Annotated in this window: 17 protein-coding genes and 1 tRNA gene; 4 read left to right on the top strand and 14 right to left on the bottom strand. The window is 70.5% G+C overall.

Going from position 1 to position 18635, the window contains the following annotated elements; translation table 11 throughout:
• Positions 1-16: 16 nt before the first annotated feature.
• The 3 genes from ACQUQF_RS05845 to ACQUQF_RS05835 all read right to left on the bottom strand — a co-directional run bounded on the left by ACQUQF_RS05845 (position 17) and on the right by ACQUQF_RS05835 (position 2900).
• Positions 17-1186: an SMP-30/gluconolactonase/LRE family protein gene (locus ACQUQF_RS05845; RefSeq protein ID WP_435176698.1), complete on the bottom strand. Its 1170-nt coding sequence runs from the start codon at positions 1184-1186 to the stop codon at positions 17-19.
• A gap of 254 nt (positions 1187-1440) precedes the next feature.
• Positions 1441-1848: a DoxX family protein gene (locus tag ACQUQF_RS05840; protein ID WP_435176696.1), complete on the bottom strand. Its 408-nt coding sequence runs from the start codon at positions 1846-1848 to the stop codon at positions 1441-1443.
• Complete coding sequence (locus tag ACQUQF_RS05835) at positions 1845-2900, bottom strand: WD40/YVTN/BNR-like repeat-containing protein (protein WP_435176694.1); 1056 nt, start codon at positions 2898-2900, stop codon at positions 1845-1847. The genes ACQUQF_RS05840 and ACQUQF_RS05835 overlap by 4 nt, the downstream gene beginning before the upstream one ends.
• Before the next feature lie 142 nt (positions 2901-3042).
• Here ACQUQF_RS05835 and ACQUQF_RS05830 point away from each other — a divergent pair, with 142 nt between their 5' ends.
• Positions 3043-4047 (top strand): TatD family hydrolase, encoded by a 1005-nt coding sequence (locus ACQUQF_RS05830; protein ID WP_435176692.1) that lies wholly within the window; start codon positions 3043-3045, stop codon positions 4045-4047.
• Between the two features lie 45 nt (positions 4048-4092).
• On the opposite strand, the gene ACQUQF_RS05825 is transcribed toward ACQUQF_RS05830, so the two are convergent.
• On the bottom strand, positions 4093-4980 hold the full coding sequence (locus ACQUQF_RS05825; RefSeq protein ID WP_435176690.1) for a fumarylacetoacetate hydrolase family protein: 888 nt from the start codon (positions 4978-4980) through the stop codon (positions 4093-4095).
• A gap of 132 nt (positions 4981-5112) precedes the next feature.
• A complete protein-coding gene (locus tag ACQUQF_RS05820) occupies positions 5113-6468 on the bottom strand; it encodes an amidohydrolase family protein (RefSeq protein WP_435176688.1) in 1356 nt (451 codons plus the stop codon).
• A gap of 179 nt (positions 6469-6647) precedes the next feature.
• On the opposite strand from ACQUQF_RS05820, the gene ACQUQF_RS05815 reads away from it, so the two are divergent.
• Positions 6648-7274 carry a TetR/AcrR family transcriptional regulator gene (locus ACQUQF_RS05815; protein ID WP_435176686.1) on the top strand — a complete coding sequence of 209 codons (627 nt, stop codon included), beginning with the start codon at positions 6648-6650 and terminating at the stop codon, positions 7272-7274.
• Between the two features lie 131 nt (positions 7275-7405).
• On the opposite strand, the gene ACQUQF_RS05810 is transcribed toward ACQUQF_RS05815, so the two are convergent.
• A tRNA-Thr gene (locus tag ACQUQF_RS05810) sits at positions 7406-7477 on the bottom strand.
• 114 nt (positions 7478-7591) lie between these two features.
• Positions 7592-8317, bottom strand: coding sequence for a DUF7114 family protein (locus ACQUQF_RS05805; RefSeq protein WP_435176684.1), 726 nt, complete (start codon positions 8315-8317; stop codon positions 7592-7594).
• A gap of 81 nt (positions 8318-8398) precedes the next feature.
• Here ACQUQF_RS05805 and ACQUQF_RS05800 point away from each other — a divergent pair, with 81 nt between their 5' ends.
• Positions 8399-9130: an enoyl-CoA hydratase/isomerase family protein gene (locus tag ACQUQF_RS05800; protein ID WP_435177611.1), complete on the top strand. Its 732-nt coding sequence runs from the start codon at positions 8399-8401 to the stop codon at positions 9128-9130.
• Positions 9131-9151: 21 nt separating this feature from the next.
• Here ACQUQF_RS05800 and ACQUQF_RS05795 read toward each other — a convergent pair whose 3' ends face one another.
• The 3 genes from ACQUQF_RS05795 to ACQUQF_RS05785 all read right to left on the bottom strand — a co-directional run bounded on the left by ACQUQF_RS05795 (position 9152) and on the right by ACQUQF_RS05785 (position 12860).
• Positions 9152-10111, bottom strand: a complete 960-nt coding sequence (locus ACQUQF_RS05795; protein WP_435176683.1) for an AEC family transporter — start codon at positions 10109-10111, stop codon at positions 9152-9154.
• A 149-nt stretch (positions 10112-10260) separates the two neighbouring features.
• Complete coding sequence (locus ACQUQF_RS05790) at positions 10261-11181, bottom strand: acyltransferase (protein ID WP_435176681.1); 921 nt, start codon at positions 11179-11181, stop codon at positions 10261-10263.
• A gap of 119 nt (positions 11182-11300) precedes the next feature.
• The gene (locus ACQUQF_RS05785) at positions 11301-12860 is read right to left on the bottom strand and encodes a heme-binding protein (RefSeq protein WP_435176679.1); all 1560 of its coding nucleotides are present in this window, start codon (positions 12858-12860) and stop codon (positions 11301-11303) included.
• Between the two features lie 209 nt (positions 12861-13069).
• Between ACQUQF_RS05785 and ACQUQF_RS05780 the strand changes: the two genes are divergently transcribed.
• Positions 13070-13594: a PadR family transcriptional regulator gene (locus tag ACQUQF_RS05780; protein WP_435176677.1), complete on the top strand. Its 525-nt coding sequence runs from the start codon at positions 13070-13072 to the stop codon at positions 13592-13594.
• A 25-nt stretch (positions 13595-13619) separates the two neighbouring features.
• Here ACQUQF_RS05780 and ACQUQF_RS05775 read toward each other — a convergent pair whose 3' ends face one another.
• From ACQUQF_RS05775 to pyrH, 4 genes are all read right to left on the bottom strand, one after another.
• A complete protein-coding gene (locus ACQUQF_RS05775) occupies positions 13620-15428 on the bottom strand; it encodes a site-2 protease family protein (RefSeq protein ID WP_435176675.1) in 1809 nt (602 codons plus the stop codon).
• Between the two features lie 55 nt (positions 15429-15483).
• Positions 15484-15867, bottom strand: a complete 384-nt coding sequence (locus ACQUQF_RS05770; RefSeq protein WP_435176673.1) for a hypothetical protein — start codon at positions 15865-15867, stop codon at positions 15484-15486.
• Between the two features lie 106 nt (positions 15868-15973).
• The gene (lysS, locus tag ACQUQF_RS05765) at positions 15974-17839 is read right to left on the bottom strand and encodes a lysine--tRNA ligase (RefSeq protein ID WP_435176671.1); all 1866 of its coding nucleotides are present in this window, start codon (positions 17837-17839) and stop codon (positions 15974-15976) included.
• Positions 17836-18561 (bottom strand): UMP kinase, encoded by a 726-nt coding sequence (gene pyrH / locus ACQUQF_RS05760; RefSeq protein WP_435176669.1) that lies wholly within the window; start codon positions 18559-18561, stop codon positions 17836-17838. Before pyrH ends, lysS begins: the two co-directional genes overlap by 4 nt.
• Positions 18562-18635: the final 74 nt, after the last annotated feature.

Below are 18635 nucleotides of genomic sequence, written 5' to 3'. Positions count from 1 at the left end.
TCGGTCGGGAACCGGCTCAGGTCGTGGTCGTCTCCGCTCCGGTCGCCGTCTCCCCGGCCGCAGTCGCTTCGGACTCCGTCGTCGTAGTCAGTTCCGCTTCGGTGGTCGTGGTCGGTTCTCCCTCCCCTTCGGTCGCAGTCGTCTCACCTTCGGCCGTCGTCGCGGCCTGCCCGAGGTCGAGCCGCAGCAGGCTCGGGTTGGCCTGCCGGTCCTCGGCCCGGAACGACGGCAGCGAGAAGTTGGTGACGTACAGCGTCGACTGGTCGCCGCCGGGACCGAAGTGGACGTCCGACGGGAACGCGAGCTCCCCGCCCGAGGCCACCGTCGCCACGGTGCCGTCCGGGGCGACACGGGCGATCTTGTCCTGGGCGTTCACCGCGACGTAGACCGTCCGGTCGTCGGCGACCGCGACGCCGTCGGCGCCGATCAGCTGGTCGCTCCGGACGACGACCTCCGGGCTCCCGGCGCTCCCGTCGTCGTTCACCGATACCCGGACGAGGCCGCCGAAGCTGAGGTTCGCCACGTAGACGTCGCCCGCCGGCCCGAGGCCGATGCCGTTCGCGCCGAGCGGGTTGCTCGCGTACGGGTTCGGGTCGAGCAGCGGGTCGTCGAGCCAGACCGACGCGCCGTCGCCGGTCGCCCGCCAGACGAGCCCCCGGGCGGAGTCGGTGACCAGGACGCCGTCGCCCGTCGCGTCGTCGGTGACGCCGTTCGGGAACGTCCCCTCCGTCGGGATCGACGCCAGCAGCTCGGGCGACCCGTCGGCGGGGACGCGCCAGACGCCGTGGGTGTCCTCGACGCCCGAGTTCAGCGCGGCGTACGTGGTCCCGTCGTCGGTCCGCGCGATGCCGAGCAGCGACCCCTCCCCGTCCTCGGGGCCGATCTGCGCGACCGACGAGGGGTCGCCCTCGGGCGGGACGCGCCAGATCTCGCGGGGCGGCGCCATGCTCACGTAGACGTTGCCCCGCCCGTCGGTCGCGATGTTCTCCGGGAGGTTGGGCGGTTCGAACTCGGCCACGGTCTCGAGGGTCGCCCCCTGGACGGGGTCGAGGGCCCCGGCGTCCGCCGCGGCCGGCGCGAGCGCGACCCCCGTCGCGGCCGCGACGCCCGTCATGAACCGCCGTCGGGAGGCGGTCGGTCGGCGGTCGGTGCGGTCCGTGTCGGCGTCGGTGGTGTCGCGAGTCATCGGAGTTCCCCGGTCGCTCGTTGCCCGGGAAGTCAGTAAACTGCGGGCCACCGTTCTAGTCCGGCAGTCCTCCGTAAGCCGCGTTACGCTGACTGAACAGTCGGTTAACGACGGCGGGAACGCGGCGGTCCGGACACCCGGTCGATTCGCGGAGAGCGTCGTCGCGGGCGCGGAGAACGGGGAGCGTCTCGCAGGCGCGGAGAAACGTGACGTTGCGTCGGTAGTTCGGTCGGTCGCGGGCGGCGCGCCGCCGACTACGACCGCCGGTCGCCGGCCTCGCTCAGGAGGACGACGGCGCCCCCGAGCAGCGCGACGTTCTTGAGGAAGTTGATCTTGTTCTGCTGGCGCTCCTTGCCCTCCATCGTCCAGAAGTCGTGGATCGCCGGCGTCGTCCCGAGGAAGAAGACGACGAGCGCGGCGGCCGAGACCCGCGGGTACTTCCAGAGGACGATCCCGAGGTTCGCGACCAGCAGTAGCCCCGTGGCCAGCGGGACCATGAACTCGGGCAGCGGGACGTCGCTCTCCCGGGCGACCTCGACGCGCTTCTCGTTGTTCCGGAACCCGTCGACCGCCATGTACGCCAGGACGCCGCCGTACAGCAACCGGCCGAGCGCCGACGGCGGTTGCGCGGAAGCGGTCGGCTCGGTCGTGTCGCCTTTCATGCGGTCTCGAGGGGTTCGATCCGGCTGACGTTCGCGCCGACCCGGCCCACGGTGTGGTACTCGCCGGCGTCGTCCCGGCGCATGATGCGGCCCTCGACGTCGTCGCGCTGGTCCGGGACGTCGAACAGCCCGGACCCGCAGACGACGTCGCCGTCGTGGACCGCCCAGGTCTCGATGACCTCGTGGGGCTCGCCCGGGAACGGGACCCGCTCGTAGTCCCGGCCGAAGTTGGTCGACTCGAACAGCGCCACCTCGTGCTCGTCGTTGACCCACGCCGGCGGCGCCTCCTCGCCCCCGCAGAAGAACAGCCGCCCGTCGTAGACGAACACCCGCCGGATGTACGAGAAGTCGTTGCCCCGGTCGATGCGGGTCCACGAGTCCCCGGCGTCGGTCGTCCGCCAGAGCCCGCCCTCGCCGACCGCGTGGCCCATCCCGAGGTTCTCCAGCTCGTGGTCGAGGTACCCCGTCGTGGCCAGCCAGACGTCCTCGGAGATGGGGAGGACCTGGTGGACGTCGTCGACGATGGTGTCGCGCCGGTCGTGCCAGGTCTGTCCGCCGTCGTGGCTGAGGTGGATGCCGCCGGCCTCGACGCCGGCGATGAGTCGTTCGGGGCGACCGGGGACGGATTCCAGCGCCCGGAGTCGGGCGTAGTGGGGGTCGATTGGCGACTCCCAGTGGCCCCGCGACGGGAGGTCCCGGAACCCCTTGAGCTCGGTCCACGTCTCGCCGTCGTCGACCGACCGGTACAGGTACGGGTCGTTGGTCCCCGCGTAGAGCGCGCCGTCGGCCGTCGCGAGGACCGACCAGACCTCGCTCTCGCCCGCGTGCCAGAACCGGTCGCCGAGCGGGACGCCGAGGTCCTCCCACGTCTCGCCGCCGTCCCGCGAGCGGTACGCCCCGGTCGACGACGCCACGAAGACGCCCTCGGCGTGGTCGAACGTCCGGACCGCCGTCACGACGCCGCAGTCGAGCACCGCCTCGGCCTCGCCGCGCTCGAACGGCACGTCGGCCGCGCGATACAGGCCGTCGTCTGTACCGATTAATAATGCCATGTGTGGTATGAGAGAGCGAAGCGTAATAAAGTTTTACCGAGCTGTAAAACGCTAAGTGGCGTCCCGGACAAGTACGGCACCAGCGGTCGCGCGGCGGGCGGAATCCGGCGGCCGCGCCCCGACCCGAACACAGAGAGAGCCAATGACCCGAACGCAACCCACGAAGCGACCGACGGACGCCGAGTACCTCGAAGACGAACCGGTCGAACTGCCGCCCGAACTCCTCAACCTCCCGTGGATCGACGTCCACAACCACGCCCACACCCTCTCGTGGGCCGACCGCGAGCGGTACGCGCTCTCGGGCTGTCGGTCGATGGTGATGGTCGCCTCCGGCTACCACTGGACGCCGTACAAGCCGGTTCGGGCCGAAGACGTCCGGTTCCTGTGGGACGACGCGGTCAACCGCCGGGCGGCCATCGAGCGCGACCACTTCTTCGAGGCCAAGCTCGGACTCGGCGTCCACACCGGCGTCCGCATCGAGGACCCGGACGCGCTGCTCGACGCGATGGACGGCTACTGCGAGCTCGACGCGGTCGTCGCCGTCGGCGAGACCGGCGTGACGCCCTCCCAGCACGTCAGCGCGTGGGACCTCGACGAGCAGCGCGCGGTCGTCGAGGCTCAGATGGAGCTGGCGGCCGACCACGACCTCCCGGTCATCCTCCACACGCCCAACCGGACGACCGACGACGGCCGGTCCTACAGGCCCGGCGTCGGGATTCCGGGCTACGAGAAGAACACGGGACTCGGCCGGGAGCCGGTCATCGAGGCCGAGAACGCGGCGCTCGAAGCCGTCAAGATCGACGTCGAGGCCGCCAGCGATGCCGGGCTGGCCGAGGAACAGGTCGTCGCCTCCCACGCCGACCCCAACAACATCGAGTACATCATGGAGCGGACCGACTGCTACGCGAGCTTCACCATCGGTCACTCGTGGCTCGTCGGCGTCACGGCCGCGGACGTCGCCGACGCCATCGACGAGTACGGTCCGGACCGGATCATGGTCGACACCGACTGCGCCAACGTCCTCCGGACCGACCCCTTCGCGCTCAAGCGGGCCATCTTCGAGCTCTACCGGCTCGGCATCGACGAGGACGCCATCCGGCAGGTGGTCCTGGAAAATCCGCGGGACGTCTTCGACTTCGACGCGTGAGGCCGAGCGGGCGGCGGCCGCCCCGCGTTCACGCCCGCCTCGCGCTCACCGGTACTCGCAGGTGTTGGTCAGCTCCCCGACGCCCTCGACGCCGACCGTGACGGTGTCGCCCTCCTCCAGCAGCACCGGCGGCTCGCGGTAGACGCCGACGCCGGGCGGCGTCCCGGTGAACAGGAGGTCGCCCGGCTGCAGGGTGAACGCCCGGCTGCAGAACGAAACAAGCTCGTCGACGCCGAAGATGAGGTTCTCGGTCGAGGACTCCTGGAGCCGCTCGCCGTTGACCTCGGCCCAGATGTCGAGATCGTGGGGGTCCGCGACCTCGTCCGTCGTGACGAGGTCCGGGCCGACGGGCGCGAAGGTGTCGAGGCTCTTGCCCCGGACCCACTGGCCGTCGCCGTGCTGGAGGTCGCGGGCCGAGACGTCGTTGCCGACCGTGAACCCCGCGACGTGGTCGAGCGCCTCGTCGGGGTCGACCTCGCGGGCCTCGCGACCGATCACGGCGACCAGTTCGGCCTCGTAGTCGACCTTCTCGGTGAGGTCGGGGTCCCAGCTGACGGTCCCGCCGGGTCCGTTGACGGCCGTCGGGAACTTCGAGAACAGCACCGGCTCGTCGGGGATGGGGTTGTCGCCCTCCTCGGCGTGGTCCCGGTAGTTGAGCCCGACGCAGACCACCTTCCGGGGGTTGCGCACGGGCGCGAGCTGTTCCACGTCGGCGGCGTCGTACACGCCCGTCCCGGTCTCCTCGGCGTACTCCACGGCGAGGTCGACCTTGCGCCGCCACTCCCAGTCGCCCAGGAGGTCGCCGGTCCGCCGGGGCAGCGTGACGCCGGCCGCCTCGCCCGCACGGGGGAGGTCGACCACGTCGCCCGCCGGTGTCTTCGCGCCGCACCACGGCTGTTCCGCGTCCGTCGTACTGAACTGTCCGAGTCGCATGGTGTCTCGTGTCGTGATTGTCGCGGTCGCAGGTGTCGCCTTCGGTCTTCGTCTCCCGGTACTCCGTCGTCCATCGGCGGACGCCGCGCCGCGTTCGTCCGCGGGCGGGGCGGTCCGCGTCGCCGAGGACGGCTACGAGTAGATGCCCGACTCCTCGACGAGGCGCCGCCCGGACTCGACGAACCGATCGAACTCCTCGTCGACCGCGGGGTTGAGGAGTTCCCCGTCGCGCTTGACGACCTCGCCGTCGACGAGCACGGTGTCGACGTGCGAGGCGTCGGCCTGGAACACCACGGTCTCGATCGGCGAGTGGGCCGGCGCCGTGAGGAAGTCGTCGGTGTCGACCAGGACGACGTCGGCCCGCTTGCCGGGCGTGAGCGTCCCGATCTCGTCCTCCAGGCCGAGGGCCTTGGCGCCCTCGATGGTGGCCATCTCCAGGGTGTCCCGGCAGGTGATCGAGACCTCCGTGACCTCCTCGTCGCCCTCCAGAGTCCGCTGGTTGTCGAACATCCGCTGGACCTGCATCCCGACCCGCATCTGGCTGCCCATGTCGCCGCTGATGTTCGAGCAGACGTCGACGCCCCAGGCCGGGCGCCCGCCGGCCTCCAGGACCTTGCCGGTGACGGGGATGCCGTGGCCCATCTGCATCTCGACCTCCGGCGTCGACGAGAACGAGGCGCCGGCGTCGACCGCGTGCTGGACGTCCTCCTGGGAGAAGTGGTTCCCGTGGGCGATGTTGACGTCCGGCCCGAGTACGTCCTCGAAGCAGCCGAACCCCTGATACTCCTCACCGTAGACCGACGACGGCCACAGCGCGGCGCCCATGTGGACGGTCGCGAGAGCGTCGAGTTCGCGCGCGAGTTCGAGGTCGCCGCGGGCGGTCTCGTCGGTACAGAAGTCCGGCCCCCGGAGGCCGAGCGCCAGGCTGAGCAGGTCGTCGTCGCGGATCTTCCCGTCGTAGAGCTCGCGGATGTTCTGCTCGGGGAGGCCGACGTCGCTCTCGAACCACCACTTCGCCGCGTCGTCGCCCGGCGGGCCGTAGGTGTACACCGCGCGCAGTCCGGCGTCCTTGAGCGCGTCGACGGCCCGTTCGCCGTGTTCGAGCGAGTTGGGGTACGACCAGTCCAGGGCCGTGGTGGTCCCCGTGTAGAGCTTCTCCAGCCCGCCGAAGAGGCCGCCGAGGTACATGTCCTCGGGCCGGTAGAGCCCGGTGATGTTGCCGAGCATGTGGTCGAAGTACTCGCCCATGAGCGACCAGTCCCCGGCGATGCCCCTGACCTGGGTCTGCGCGAGGTGGATGTGCGAGTCGACGAACCCCGGCAGTACGATGTGGTCCTCGGCGTCGATGACCTCGGCGTTCGACGCGTCCAGCCCCGGTCCGACCTCCACGATCTCGCCGTCCTCGATCAGGACGTCCGCCTCGTCGAACTGCCCGACGTCCGGGTCGAGCGAGACGACCGTCCCATTCTGAATGATCTTTCGGCCCATATCCAGTACCAATGACTGACCAAGGCGTTAAAAGTTTACCGCCTAGTAAACTCGTGCGCCGTCCGTCGAGCGACCGACGCGCGCCGGATCGCTGCGACACCGTATTTCGGCCGCTCGACGGGCGATTCCGCCGGGGACCATGGCAATCAATATATATGCCGCTCGGCCGGAGTAGGAGTATGAGCGAGCCCGACGAGAAGGTCTCACAGCGCGAGACCCGCGAGGTCATCATGGAGGCGACGTTCCGTGCACTGAGCAAGCACGGGTACAAGGACCTCCGGATGCGCGACATCGGCGAGGAGATGGAGCTGACTCGCCAGGTCATCCACTACCACTTCGACGGGAAGTACGACCTGCTGTCGTCGTTCCTCGAGTACATCGTCGACCAGTACGAGGGCAGCGTCGAGGTCGACCCGGACGCCGACCCGAAGACGGAGCTCGACGCCCGCATCGACCAGTGCCTGTTCGGCCCGGAGTTCGAGAAGTTCACCCACTGGGACCGGATGAAGGTGTACCACGAGCTGTTCTCGCAGGCCCAGCGCGACGAGCGCCACCGCGAGGTGTTCAACGACCACTACGAGCAGATCCGCGGGAGCATCGTCGAGGTCGTCGAGGACGGCATCGAGCGGGGCGTCTTCCGGGAGGTCGACGCCGAGCGGATGGGCCAGCTCATCACGGACGTCATCCACGCCGCCCGCGCCCGGAAGATCTCGCTCGGCCACGACGACGCCCCCGAGGAGGCCCGGCGGGCAGTCGAGGACTTCATCCTCGACTCGCTGTACCTCGACGACGAGAGCCCCGACTGAGGTGCCGGACTGCTCGGCGTCGCGGCTGTGGGTATCTGATTCTCCGCTCCATTTCGGTCGGACGACAGCGAGACCGCTAGATGTCGTCGGACTCGTAGTCAGAGAGTCACTGCCCGAAGAAACGCGAGGAGAGCCTAGGCCGGGATTTGAACCCGGGCTCTCGTCCTTACCAAGGACGCGCTTTACCGCTAAGCTACCCAGGCGCAGTACGTCGCTGGGACGCGTTTCATGGTATGCCCGGAAACCTCTTTAGGCGTTTCGATTCGCGCCAGGGAGGCCGGGTCGTACCGCGGTACGCCCCACCACGCGGAGCCGGGTCAGGGGTCGGTCGCCGACGGCCGGGGGTCCTCGGCCGGCCCCAGCTGGCGGGGGTTCGGGACGTCGGCCACGGCCTGCTCGACCGCCTCGGCCACCGGCTCGGGCGGTTCGGGGTGGTCGCCGTCGAGCGACGCGGCCAGGTCCGCGGCGTACGCCAGCAGCGCCTCCGGGGGCTCGGCGCCGAACGCGGTCGTGCCGGCGACCACCGCGAGCTCGAACACGTCGGTCTCCAGCGCGTGCGGGGCGACCGGGCGGCCCTGCTGGCCGTCGGTCTCGTCGCGGCCGAACGACCGGACGGTCTCGACCGCCTTGTCGGCGGCCTCGGTCCGGGCCAGCAGCGAGAACCCGCGGGCGACCATCACGTCCGCCGCCAGGATGTCGACGTTGCTGTCGGTGTGGGGCGGGTCGCGCTCCCACGGCGGGTCGTCGGCCAGCGCCCGGGTGAGCCGCAGCCCCTCGTAGATGAGCTGGACGCCGGCGGCCCGGTCCTCGACGCCGACTGGTCCGCGGCCGGCCCCGCCGCCCTCGTCGCACTCGGGCGGTTTCGCCGCCGCGCCGCCGGTCGCGCTCGCGTCGTCGACGGCGGCCGCGGACGTCAGCGCCAGCACCCCCGGCACCATCGCGGACTCCGCGAGGAGGGCGTGGATCCGTTCGCGGAGTGGGTCGGGCGCGACGTCTCGTACCGCCTGTCGTCCTGCCTCTCGTGCCCGGACGGCCGCTTCCATTGGCCGACCCTTACGACGGAATCGCCAAAGACCTTTGGAAACCGACTCCGAGGTACGGAACGTGATGCGACCGTGATCAGCATCGACGACGGGGACGAGCGAGGCTCGTCGAGCGGTCGGACCGCGCCCGGCGACGCCGTCCGGGTCGTGACGCTCGACCGCCCCGACCGACGCAACGCGCTCACGCCCGACGGACTCGACGCGCTCGAAGCCGCCGTGACCGGTACCGAGCGGCCGGTCGTCTACCTCCGGGGCGCCGGCCCGGCGTTCTGCGCCGGCGCCGACCTCGACGTGGTCGCGGGGCTCGACCGCGAGGGGGCCGAGGCGTTCGCCGAGCGCGGCCAGCGGGTCGCCGACGCCATCGAGAGCGCCGACAGCGTCGTCGTCGCGGGCGTCGACGGCCCGGCCCGCGGCGGTGGCGTCGAACTGGCGCTCGCCGCCGACGTCCGGGTGGCCACGCCGGACGCGACCTTCGCGGAGCCCGGCGTGAAGCTGGGGCTGTTCGGCGCGTGGGGCGGGACGGTCCGGCTCCCCCGCGTCGTCGGCGAGGGCGAGGCGCTGGACCTGGCGCTCTCGGGCCGGACCGTCGACGCCGAGGAGGCCCTCCGGATGGGCCTGGTCTCGCGGGTGACCGACGACCCGCGGGCGGTCGCCGACGAACTCGCCGCCAACGACCCCGTGACCCTCCGTACCGTCAAGAAACGGATGCGCGACGACTCGCCGCGAGCGGTCCAGGAACGCCGCGAGGTCGAGGTGTTCGGCGACCTGGTCGAGCGCCACGCCGACGCCATCGCGGACGAGCGCGACTCGTGAGCGACTGCTGTCGCGGCCGGCTCAGACGAGTAGTCCGGCCTGGAGCAGCGCGATGAGGCCGGTCAGCGTGACAACGCTCCCGAGGGTGCTCGCGAAGATGGCCGTGCTGACGTACTCCGGGCCGGTGAGCCCGCCGGCCGCCTCCTCCGACCGGTACTCGATGGAGAGGATGAGCGGCGTGATGGCGGCGGGCATCCCGCACTCCAGTACGAACACCCGGGCCACCGCCGGGTTCGCCCCGAGGCCGAGCGCCAGCGCCACCCCGACGCCCACCAGCGGCGCGACCAGCAGCTTCAGCCCGTTCGAGACGCCGACCCGCGAGACCGCCGCGCCGTGCTGGGTGTTGGCCAGCTGGATGCCCAGCATCAGCAGCATGACGGGGATGGACGCGTCGCCGACCAGCCGCAGCGTCTCCATCGCCGGGGTGCCGGCGGCCGGGACCGCGCCGAGCCAGCGCGCGACCCACGCCGCGACGACCGCGTAGACCAGCGGCAGCTGGAACACCTCGGCGAACGACGACCGGAGGTCGGTCTCGTCGCCGCGGGAGGCGAGGTAGACCCCGACGGTGTACATAAGGACGGACTGGCCCGCGATGAACAGCACCGCGGTCGAGCGGCCGACCGCGCCGAACGCGAACGCCGACAGCGGGATGCCGTAGTTGCCCGCGTTCGGGAACGCCGAGGAGAGGACCAGCGCGCTCAGCACGGGCTCGGTCTCGCCGAGCAGTCGACCCACGGCTTCGGCCAGGACGACCATCGCCAGCGTGAACACCGCGACGCCGGCCAGCAGTTTGGCGACCACGTCGCCCGAGATCTCGGACGTCGCGAGGCTGTGGAAGATGAGCGCGGGCGTGAGGACGTAGATGGTGACGGTCCCCAGCGCGTCGACGTCGATCTCCCGGAGCTTCCCGAGCAGGAAGCCGACAGCCGACACCGACAGGACCGGCAGTATCGCCGACCCGAGCGCGGAGACGAGTGACACGTCTCGGACGGTGGCGGTTCGGCGTTACAAAGGTGTCGGAGGCGGCCACGTGCGAGGGATTTCGGCCGTATATCGTCCACGAACGATCGTGTGCCTCCCGCCGGGAACGAGCGTGCGGTTCCCGGCGCGGACGGGACGGCCGACCGAGCTCACTCCGCGCCCGGCGGGGTCAGGTCGCGCTCGAACTCGTCGAAGACGTCGAGGTCCTCGGGCAGGTCGTACTCGATGCGCCGGGCCTCCTTGTCGGTCTCGACGTCGGCGTCGACCGGCTGGGCGACGTCCTCCCAGCCCGGCTTGACCTTCACGCTCTTGGCGGGCTGGCCCACCGCGATGTGGTGGGCGGGCACGTCGCTCTGGACGACCGACTTCGCGCCGACGATGGCGTTCTCGCCCACCTCGACGCCGGCGCGGACCATCGAGTCGTAGGTGATCCGGGCGTCGTCCCCGATGACCGTGCGGTAGTTCGACACCTCGGTCTGGTCGACGACGTCGTGGTCGTGGCTGTAGATGTGCGCGGAGTCGGAGATGGACACGCGGTCCCCGACGACGAGCTCGCCGCGGTCGTCGAGGTGGACGTCGTCGTGGACCACCACGTTGTCCCCGACCGAGATGTTGTGGCCGTAGGTGAACGTGATGCCCTTGAAGAACCGGCAGCCGTCGCCGCAGTCGGCGAACAGGTGGTCGGCGAGCATCCGGCGGAACCGGAGCGCGAACTCGACGTTGTCGGCCATCGGCGTGGCGTCGAACTGGCGCCAGAGCCACTGGAGGTGCTTCGAGCGCCGGAACCGCTCCTCGTCCTTCTCGGCGTAGTACTCGCTCTCGAGGGTGGCGTTGCACGGGTCGTAGCTCTGGAGGCGCACCTTCTCGGCGGGCGAGACCCGCTCGCCGGCCCGCCACCGCTCGTAGGCGTCGCGGTCGCCGTGGAGGTCGACCAGCACCTCTTCGACCACCTCGCAGGTCCGCTCGGGCTCGTCGGGGCCCGCGTTCGAGAGCCGCTCGTCTACCTCCGCGAGGAACGCCGCCAGCGACTCCTCCATCTCGTCGGGGAGGGTCACGTGTCGTTTGGTCATACTGGGTCCTCCGTGGTCACTTGTCCGTACTTGTCATCCAGTCTTGATGGGGGTTTTGGTTGTGGTGGGAACCGCCGGGACCCCTCCTCGGGGGAGGAAGACGGGCTGGGGACCGGATTTCAGGCCAGGAAGACGTGGCGCGGCCGGTCGGCAAGCACGTCGCGACCCCAGTCGACGGTGTCCGCGAAGGCGTCGCTCCGGAAGAAGCCCATGGCGTCGTCCTTCGACTCCCACTGGCTGGCGATGAACATGTCGTTCTCGTCCTCGCGGTTGACCAGCAGGTCGGTCTCGAGGTGGCCCTCGGTCTCCCCGAGGACCTCGCCGACCGTCTCGAACTTCTCGACGAAGTCCGCGCGGCGCTCGGGCTTGACGGTGTAGAACATCCCCATCGTGCCGAAGCCGCTGCGTTCACCCGCGCGAGCCACGATGCCCGGCAGGTCGGCGAGGAACCCGCCCGCGGTGTCGGCCGCGCTCTGGGTCTCCCAGACGCTCACGACCGCCGAGTCGGCGTCCTCGCCCTCGCGGGGCTGGTAGACGGCGGTCTTGACGTGGGTGTCGTAGTGCTCGAAGTTGCTCCGGAGGCCCTCGACCTCCTCGAACAGCTCGGCGGGGTCGGCCTCCGAGTAGAGCACCATCGCGTACACGTCCTCGCCGTGGGGCTGGCCGGCGTAGATGTCGAGGTCCGCGAGCTCGCCGCGGATGCCGTCGCTCCCGTCGTCGTCCTCGGATTCCTCGCCGTGGGGGTGGCCGCCCTCCCCGGAGCCGTGGCCGTGGTGGGTCTCAGCCTCGTCGGTGTGACCGCCCTCGCCGTGGGGACGACCGCCCTCTCCGGAGCCGCGGGGATGGCCGCCTTCGCCGTGGGGATGACCCCCGGCGGACTCCGCGTCGTCGTCCTCGGCGGGCACGGCCTCGCCGGCCATGAACGCGGGGAGGTCCGCCGGCGGGAACTGCCGGCCGAAGTAGAACGGGCCGAAGTCGGCGTACTTCGAGCTGCTCTCGTCGAACCGGAGCTCGTACAGCAGGTCCTTGATGGCGGTGGGGTCGTTGCCGAACAGGTCGACGCCCCACTCGAAGTCGTCCATCCCGATGGAGCCGGTGATGATCTGTTTGACCTGGCCGGCGTAGGTCTTGCCGATCTCGCCGTGGGTGTCCATCATCTCGGCGCGCTCGTCGAACGGCAGGTCGTACCAGTTCTGGCCCGGGGCGCGGCGCTTGTCCATCGGGTAGAAGCAGACGAACTCGCTGTCGGGGATCTCGGGGTAGAGCTTGCTCTGGGCGTACCGCGCCAGGCCCGTGTCCTCGATCTCCGCGGGCTCCTTGGTCATCTCCTCGGAGGTGTAGCCGCCGACCTCCGTGACCGAGACGTAGGAGGACGACCGCTCGGTGTACTCGGCGAACGCGGTGCCCTCGAACGCCCGCTCGGCGGTGTCGAGGTCGGCCACCGTCGGCCGGAAGTGGAGGACGAGCAGGTCGGCCTTGTGGCCCAGCATCGAGAACACCGCCGACGAGCCGTCCTCGGCGTCGGTCACGTCGACGCGGTCGCGCAGGAACGAGACGCCCTCCGACAGGGCGGCCTCGCGCTCGCGCTCCGGGGCGGCCCGCCACGCGTCCCAGTCGACGGTCCGGAAGTCGTGCAGCGCGTACCATCCCTCGTTCGTCGCCGGGGGCTCTCTCGTCATACCGGGAACTGGGTACCGAGGCGACAATAGGTTTTTGAGTCGCGCTCGCGGGCACGGCCGGTTTCGAGCCACGGGCAGGCCGCCGAGCCACGGCGAGCTGCGCGCGTCTCGTAGTGAATCCGCGAGCGACGGCCGCGGGGCTCCGAGACGCTCCGCGTTCGTTTCCCCCACCGAAAGCCTTTCAAAAGAAGGCTCGGAATCTTCCCCCAATGCGGAAGAGCGGCCCGCCGAAAGGCCTCATCGCGTATCTCGTGCTCGAACTGCTCGACGAGAAGCCTCGTTACGGGTACGAGATTCTCAAGGAGATCCGGTCCATCAGCGGCGGGCACTGGGAGCCCTCCTACGGGTCGGTCTACCCCATCCTCTACAAGTTCGAGGAGGAGGGCTGGGCCGAGCGCATCGAGCGGGCGGACGAGCCCGACCGCAAGTACTTCGAGCTCACGGACGCGGGCCGCGAGGAGCTTCGGAACAAGCGCGAGGAGACCGGCGGCAACGCCAAGGACTTCGCGGACGTCATCCTGGGGTTCTACCACGTGTTCGCGGCGTTCGCCACCGACGACCGCTTCGAGGTCGAGCGCCGGCCCGGCGAGTGGCGGTTCGACGAGGAGTTCAACGCCTGGATCATCGAGCAGCTCATCCGCCACTACGAGCGGGACTTCGGCGACTTCGAACGCATCCCCGACACCCCCGAGGAGTTCGCCGAGCGGATGGGGCTGGGCGACGACGAGGAGTAGTCGCGCTGTCTGAACGTCGCCGCTTCTACCCCGACAGCAGCTGCGGGCCGAACACCATCACCAGCAGGCTCACCAGCATCACCAGCCCGATGGTGGTCGTCACCATCGTCGTGAGCTGGCGGCCCTGGCTGGTCGGCAGCCGGGAGATGACCGCCTCGGTGCTCGTCCGGAGGATGTGGCCGCCGTCGAGCGGGAACGCCGGGATGCAGTTGAAGAACCCGAGGTTGAGGTTGACCCAGCCGGTCCAGAACAGCACGTTCGCCAGCACGAACAGGCCCCACTCCCCGAGGAACGACAGCGGACCGCCCGCCGCGGTGTAGAAGCCGGCGTTCCACTCGACGAACCCGGCGAAGTTGTACGTCGCGCCGAGCGAGACGCTGGCGAACGGCAGCATCAGGACGCCGAGCGCGCCCGAGAGGAACGAGACGATCGGGCCGCCGACGCCGCCGACGAACCGGCCGAACTCGCCGCCGAGCAGGTCGAGGAACTGGCCGGCGGGGTAGAGCTGGACGCCGAAGCCGTTGACCGAGACCCCGGTGGTGCCCTGCATGACGTAGACGCCCAGCATGGCGTCGCCGTCCTCGCCGCCGAGGGTCACGTCGTAGGACTCGACGCTCCCGTTGACCCAGGCCTCGATGGTGACGGTGTCGCCGGGCGCGTACCCGTCGAGCGCGGCGCTGAACTCCGAGGCGTTGCGGACGCGCTCGCCGCCCACGGACGTGACGACGACGGACCCCTCGGTCGGCATGCCGGCCGCGGCGGCCGCCCTGTCGGGCCGGACCGACGCCAGCGCGCCGACCGGGCCGGTGATCGACTCCCCGCTCTCGGTCTCGACGGTCACCAGGACCCGGTCGCCGACCGCGCGGTGGAACTCCGCCTCGGTGCTGACCGGCGTCCCGTTGACCGCGACGACGGTCTCGCCCTTCCCGAGCGACGCGCGGTCGCCGCCGTCGCCCGCGGCGAACGGCGAGTCGGGGTAGATGGCGGTGACGAGCAGCGACCGGTCGATGGTGAGGGTCTCGCCGCCGGCCAGCGTGACCTCGACCGACCGGCCCTCGGCCTTCGAGAGGCTGGCGTCGAGGTCCTCGTTGCTCTCGACCGGGTTCCCGTCGACCGCGACGATGCGGTCGCCGGCAGACAGCCCGGCGTCGTCGGCCGCCGACCCCGGGAGGACGCCGCCGACCGCCGCGCCGGGCGCGACCGCGATGGAGCCGACGACCGGCCCGAACAGCAGGGCGAACGCGAGCAGCGTCACCGCGAAGTTGTTGGTGACGCCCGCGGCGAACATCCGGCTCTGGCCGCCGCGGTCGGCGTCGGCGCGGCTCTCCTCGTCGGGCTCGACGAACGCGCCGACGGGCAGGATCGCGAGCGCCGCCACGCCCATCGACTGGATCTCGATGTCCTCGACCCGGCACATCAGGCCGTGGCCGCCCTCGTGGACGACGAGGCCGACCAGCAGGCCGAACAGGATCTCGGGCGCGACCGACAGCGGGAGGAACTGGTTGACACCCGGGATGACGAGCACGTTCCGGGGCTGGGTCGCCGCGGTGGCGGGCGGCGGATTCTGGACCACCGCGATCGCCTGGACCAGCAGGAGGAGGAACGAGCCGACCATCACGACGATCGCGACGCCGAGCCCGAAGTTGCCCCACGCCCGCCAGAACCGCTTGGGGCCGGCGAGCCACTCGAGGAACTGCTTGCCGCGCTGGGTGTGTATCGTCAGGATCGGGCCCTGGGTGCCGACGTACGACGGCAGGAGGCCCTGCGAGTCGAGAACGAGCACCCCCAGCCAGTAGATCGCGATGCCGAGGAGGACCCACACGAGCGTGTTCATCGCACGAAAGAAGGGACGCGCCGGTCAAAGGCGTTTGGGAACCGCCGCGACGTCGCTACTGCGAACCGGAGGAGCCAGAGCCCGAGCCCGAGGGGCTGTCGGCGGTCTGCCAGTCCTCCTCGAGCTGCTGCTGGGAGCCGGACTTCTTCTTCTGGCGCTGGCGGAGCTTGCGGACCGCGGCCGCGCCGGCCGCGGTGCCGCCGAGGATGGCCATGCGTCGGCCGTACTTCTTGATGCGGCTCTTGCCCTTGCCGCCGGACTGCTGGCCCGACTGCCCGCTCTGCTGGCTCGACTGGCCGGACTGCTTGCTCGACTGGCCGCCCTGCTGGCCGGACTCGCTCTGCTGCCGGCCGCTCTGTCCCGACTGGGACTTGCTTTCCTCGACCGATTCGACGCGCTTGAGCGCGGGTTTCTCGAGGTTGAGCTCGATAATTGACATAGTAAGTCTCCTTGGGCCGGGTCGGCGCGTCGCCGCCCGGCGCTCGTTCGGAGTAACGGCGGCCAGATACTTTGTTATGCTGGCCCTGAACCGGGATAGGCGACGTCTACCCCTCGCGCCGGAGCCGCGCCAGCACGAACTCCCGGTCGAGCTTCGCGAGGAACGGGCCGAGCTTCGGCCCCTCGTCGTCGTCGAAGAACAGCCGGTAGCCGACCGCGAAGAACTCCCCGATGTCGATGTCGTGACGCTTGGCGGTCTCGTAGATCTCGCCCTGGATGACCTCGGGGTCGTCGTGCTCGGCCACGAAGTCCGCGAGCTCGTCGAGCGCCGCCTCGGTCTCCGGGTCGAGGTCCACGTCGGGCATCTCGGTCCGCTTGAGCTCGTAGTCGAACTCGTTGCCGGTCCGGCGGGCCCACTCGCGGGCCCGGGAGACCCGCGAGAGCGCGAACGCCGTGACCCACTCGGGAGCGCCGTCGGGGACGTGGCCCTCCCGGCGGGCGATCTCCTCGCGGAGGTCGGGGTCGTCGGTCATCCCGAGCACGGCCGCGAAGGTGTAGGGCAGCCGGACCCGCTGGGCGAACGCGCCGTCGACGAGTTCGTTCGCCTGCGCCCGCCGGACGTCGCCGGTGACCGGGACGCTGGCTCGCTCGGGGTCGGCGACGGGGTCGCCGTCCTCGTCGAAGCGGGCCGCGACGGTCGGCCGGATGGTCGGCGGGTAGGCCGCCTTCGCGATCTCGTCGGCCTTCTCGTCGGCGTCACTTCGCTCCTCGTCGTCACCGTCGCGCTCGCCGTCGTCGTAGTAGTCCCGCTCGAAGGCGTCGAACTCGTCGACCAGGTGGTCGAGGTGCTCGACGCTGAAGTCCCGGGCCTTGCTCGGGTCCTTGGTGAAGAAGTACCGCAGCACCTCGGGTTCGATCAGCTCCAGGGCGTCCTGGACCATGATGACGTGGCCCGACGACGAGGAGAACGGCTCGCCGTCGAGGGTGAACCACTCGTAGGCCATCGGCACCGGCGGTTCGACGTCGAGCACGTTCCGGGCGACGTCGCTCCCGCTGGGCCACGACCCCTCGGCGTGGTCCTTGCCGAACGGCTCGTGGTCGACGCCCAGCACCTGCCACTGGGCGGGCCACTCGAAGCGCCACGGCAGCTTGCCCTCCCGGAGCGTGGCGGTGCCCTCGTGGCCGCAGCCCTCGATAGTCCGGTCGCCGGCCTCCATGTCGGTGCAGACGTACTCGACCGCGGTGTCCGCCGGCTCGTCGCCGAGGTGGACCGCCGTCACGGTCTCGGTCAGCTTCCCGCACTCCTCGCAGACGGGGTTGAACGGGACGTACTCCTCGTCGACCTTGTCCTGGTAGTGGCCCAGCACCTCGCGGGCCTCCTCGCGGTGTTCGAGCACGAACTGGGTGACGTCCTCGAACTCGCCGGACTCGTAGAGCTCGGTGTTCGAGACCATCTCGACCGGGATGCCGAGCAGCTCGGCGCTGCGCTCGATGAGGTTCGAGAAGTGCTCGCCGTACGAGTCGCAGCACTCGAAGGGGTCCGGGATGTCGGTGTAGGGCTTGCCGAGGTTGCGACCGAGCGCGCCGGCGTTCACGTCGCCGAGCTCCACGACGTTGCCGTCGAGGTCGGCGAGCTTCCGGGGGAGCTTGCGCAGGGGGTCGCGGTCGTCGGCGGTGAACACCTGTCGGACCTCCCGGCCCCGGTCGCGCAGCGCCTCCGCGACGAAGTAGCCCCGCACGATCTCGTTCATGTTGCCGAGGTGCGGGACGCCCGACGGCGAGATGCCGCCCTTGATGACGATGGGGTCGTCGGGCTCGCGTGCCAGTATCTTCTCGGCGACCGATTCGGCCCAGAACGCGTGGGGCTGGGGTCCCTGGAGGACGTAGGGGTCGTCGTCGGGGTGCATCTCGCGGGCCGCCTCCCGGCGGTCCGGCTCCGTCGCCGCGTCGTCGTTTTCGGGGTCGTCGCTCATCGCTCGTCGCCGACCCAGTAGGTCATCTGCTCGTCCGCGCCCTCGGGCACGATGTCGGTGCCGTCGTGCTCGCCGTACCGGACCGCGTCGGCGATGCGCTCGGGCTCGGTGCCGTCGAGGACGATGGTGCGGACGCCAGACCGCTGGATGAGCTTAGCCGCCAGCAGGTCGACCGGCGCCGAGCTCCCGGCGTTCATCTCCAGGCCCGCGATGACGTCGACCAGCTCACCGGCGGTGAGTTCGTCGTACTTCCGGGCGTCGTCGGTCTCGTTGGGGTCGTCGCTGAACACGCCGGGGACGCTGGTGGCGTACACCAACAGGTCGGCGTTGACGTACTCCGCGAGGGCGGCGCTCACGGCGTCGGTGGTCTGGCCGGGCGTCACGCCGCCCATGACCGCGATGTCGCCGCGGTGCATCGCGGCGCCGGCCGACTCGTAGTCCTCCGGCGGGCTCGGGGCGGCCTGCTCGGACAGCGCCGCGATGAGCAGCCGGGCGTTGAGCCGGGTCACGTCGATGCCGATGTCGTCGAGCTCGATCTCGTTGGCGCCGAGGTCCCGGGCCGCGCCGATGTACTCGCGGGCGACGCCGCCGCCCCCGACGACGGTGCCGATGGTGCAGCCTTCCGCGGCGAGGTCCTCGATCACGTCGGCGTGGTCGCGGACGCGCTCGGACCCGAGGTCCGGCGCGAGGACGCTCCCGCCGATGGAGACGACTACTTTCATTCTGTCGCCGAGTAGCCGGGACGCGGCCTTAAGGATTGCCAACCGTCGGGAGCGCCGTCGCGGCGTTTTCGGGG

It is taken from the genome of Halorussus sp. AFM4 (assembly GCF_051194995.1).
GTDB lineage: Archaea > Halobacteriota > Halobacteria > Halobacteriales > Haladaptataceae > Halorussus.
This window is presented reverse-complemented; position numbering and strand designations above follow the sequence as displayed.

Bases quoted from the DNA above. Each gene is read 5' to 3' on its own strand.
- ACQUQF_RS05845 (WP_435176698.1), bottom strand. From the start codon at position 1,186: ATGACTCGCGACACCACCGACGCCGACACGGACCGCACCGACCGCCGA.
- ACQUQF_RS05840 (WP_435176696.1), bottom strand. From the start codon at position 1,848: ATGAAAGGCGACACGACCGAGCCGACCGCTTCCGCGCAACCGCCGTCG.
- ACQUQF_RS05835 (WP_435176694.1), bottom strand. From the start codon at position 2,900: ATGGCATTATTAATCGGTACAGACGACGGCCTGTATCGCGCGGCCGAC.
- ACQUQF_RS05830 (WP_435176692.1), top strand. From the start codon at position 3,043: ATGACCCGAACGCAACCCACGAAGCGACCGACGGACGCCGAGTACCTC.
- ACQUQF_RS05825 (WP_435176690.1), bottom strand. From the start codon at position 4,980: ATGCGACTCGGACAGTTCAGTACGACGGACGCGGAACAGCCGTGGTGC.
- ACQUQF_RS05820 (WP_435176688.1), bottom strand. From the start codon at position 6,468: ATGGGCCGAAAGATCATTCAGAATGGGACGGTCGTCTCGCTCGACCCG.
- ACQUQF_RS05815 (WP_435176686.1), top strand. From the start codon at position 6,648: ATGAGCGAGCCCGACGAGAAGGTCTCACAGCGCGAGACCCGCGAGGTC.
- ACQUQF_RS05805 (WP_435176684.1), bottom strand. From the start codon at position 8,317: ATGGAAGCGGCCGTCCGGGCACGAGAGGCAGGACGACAGGCGGTACGA.
- ACQUQF_RS05790 (WP_435176681.1), bottom strand. From the start codon at position 11,181: ATGACCAAACGACACGTGACCCTCCCCGACGAGATGGAGGAGTCGCTG.
- ACQUQF_RS05785 (WP_435176679.1), bottom strand. From the start codon at position 12,860: ATGACGAGAGAGCCCCCGGCGACGAACGAGGGATGGTACGCGCTGCAC.
- ACQUQF_RS05780 (WP_435176677.1), top strand. From the start codon at position 13,070: ATGCGGAAGAGCGGCCCGCCGAAAGGCCTCATCGCGTATCTCGTGCTC.
- ACQUQF_RS05775 (WP_435176675.1), bottom strand. From the start codon at position 15,428: ATGAACACGCTCGTGTGGGTCCTCCTCGGCATCGCGATCTACTGGCTG.
- ACQUQF_RS05770 (WP_435176673.1), bottom strand. From the start codon at position 15,867: ATGTCAATTATCGAGCTCAACCTCGAGAAACCCGCGCTCAAGCGCGTC.
- lysS (WP_435176671.1), bottom strand. From the start codon at position 17,839: ATGAGCGACGACCCCGAAAACGACGACGCGGCGACGGAGCCGGACCGC.
- pyrH (WP_435176669.1), bottom strand. From the start codon at position 18,561: ATGAAAGTAGTCGTCTCCATCGGCGGGAGCGTCCTCGCGCCGGACCTC.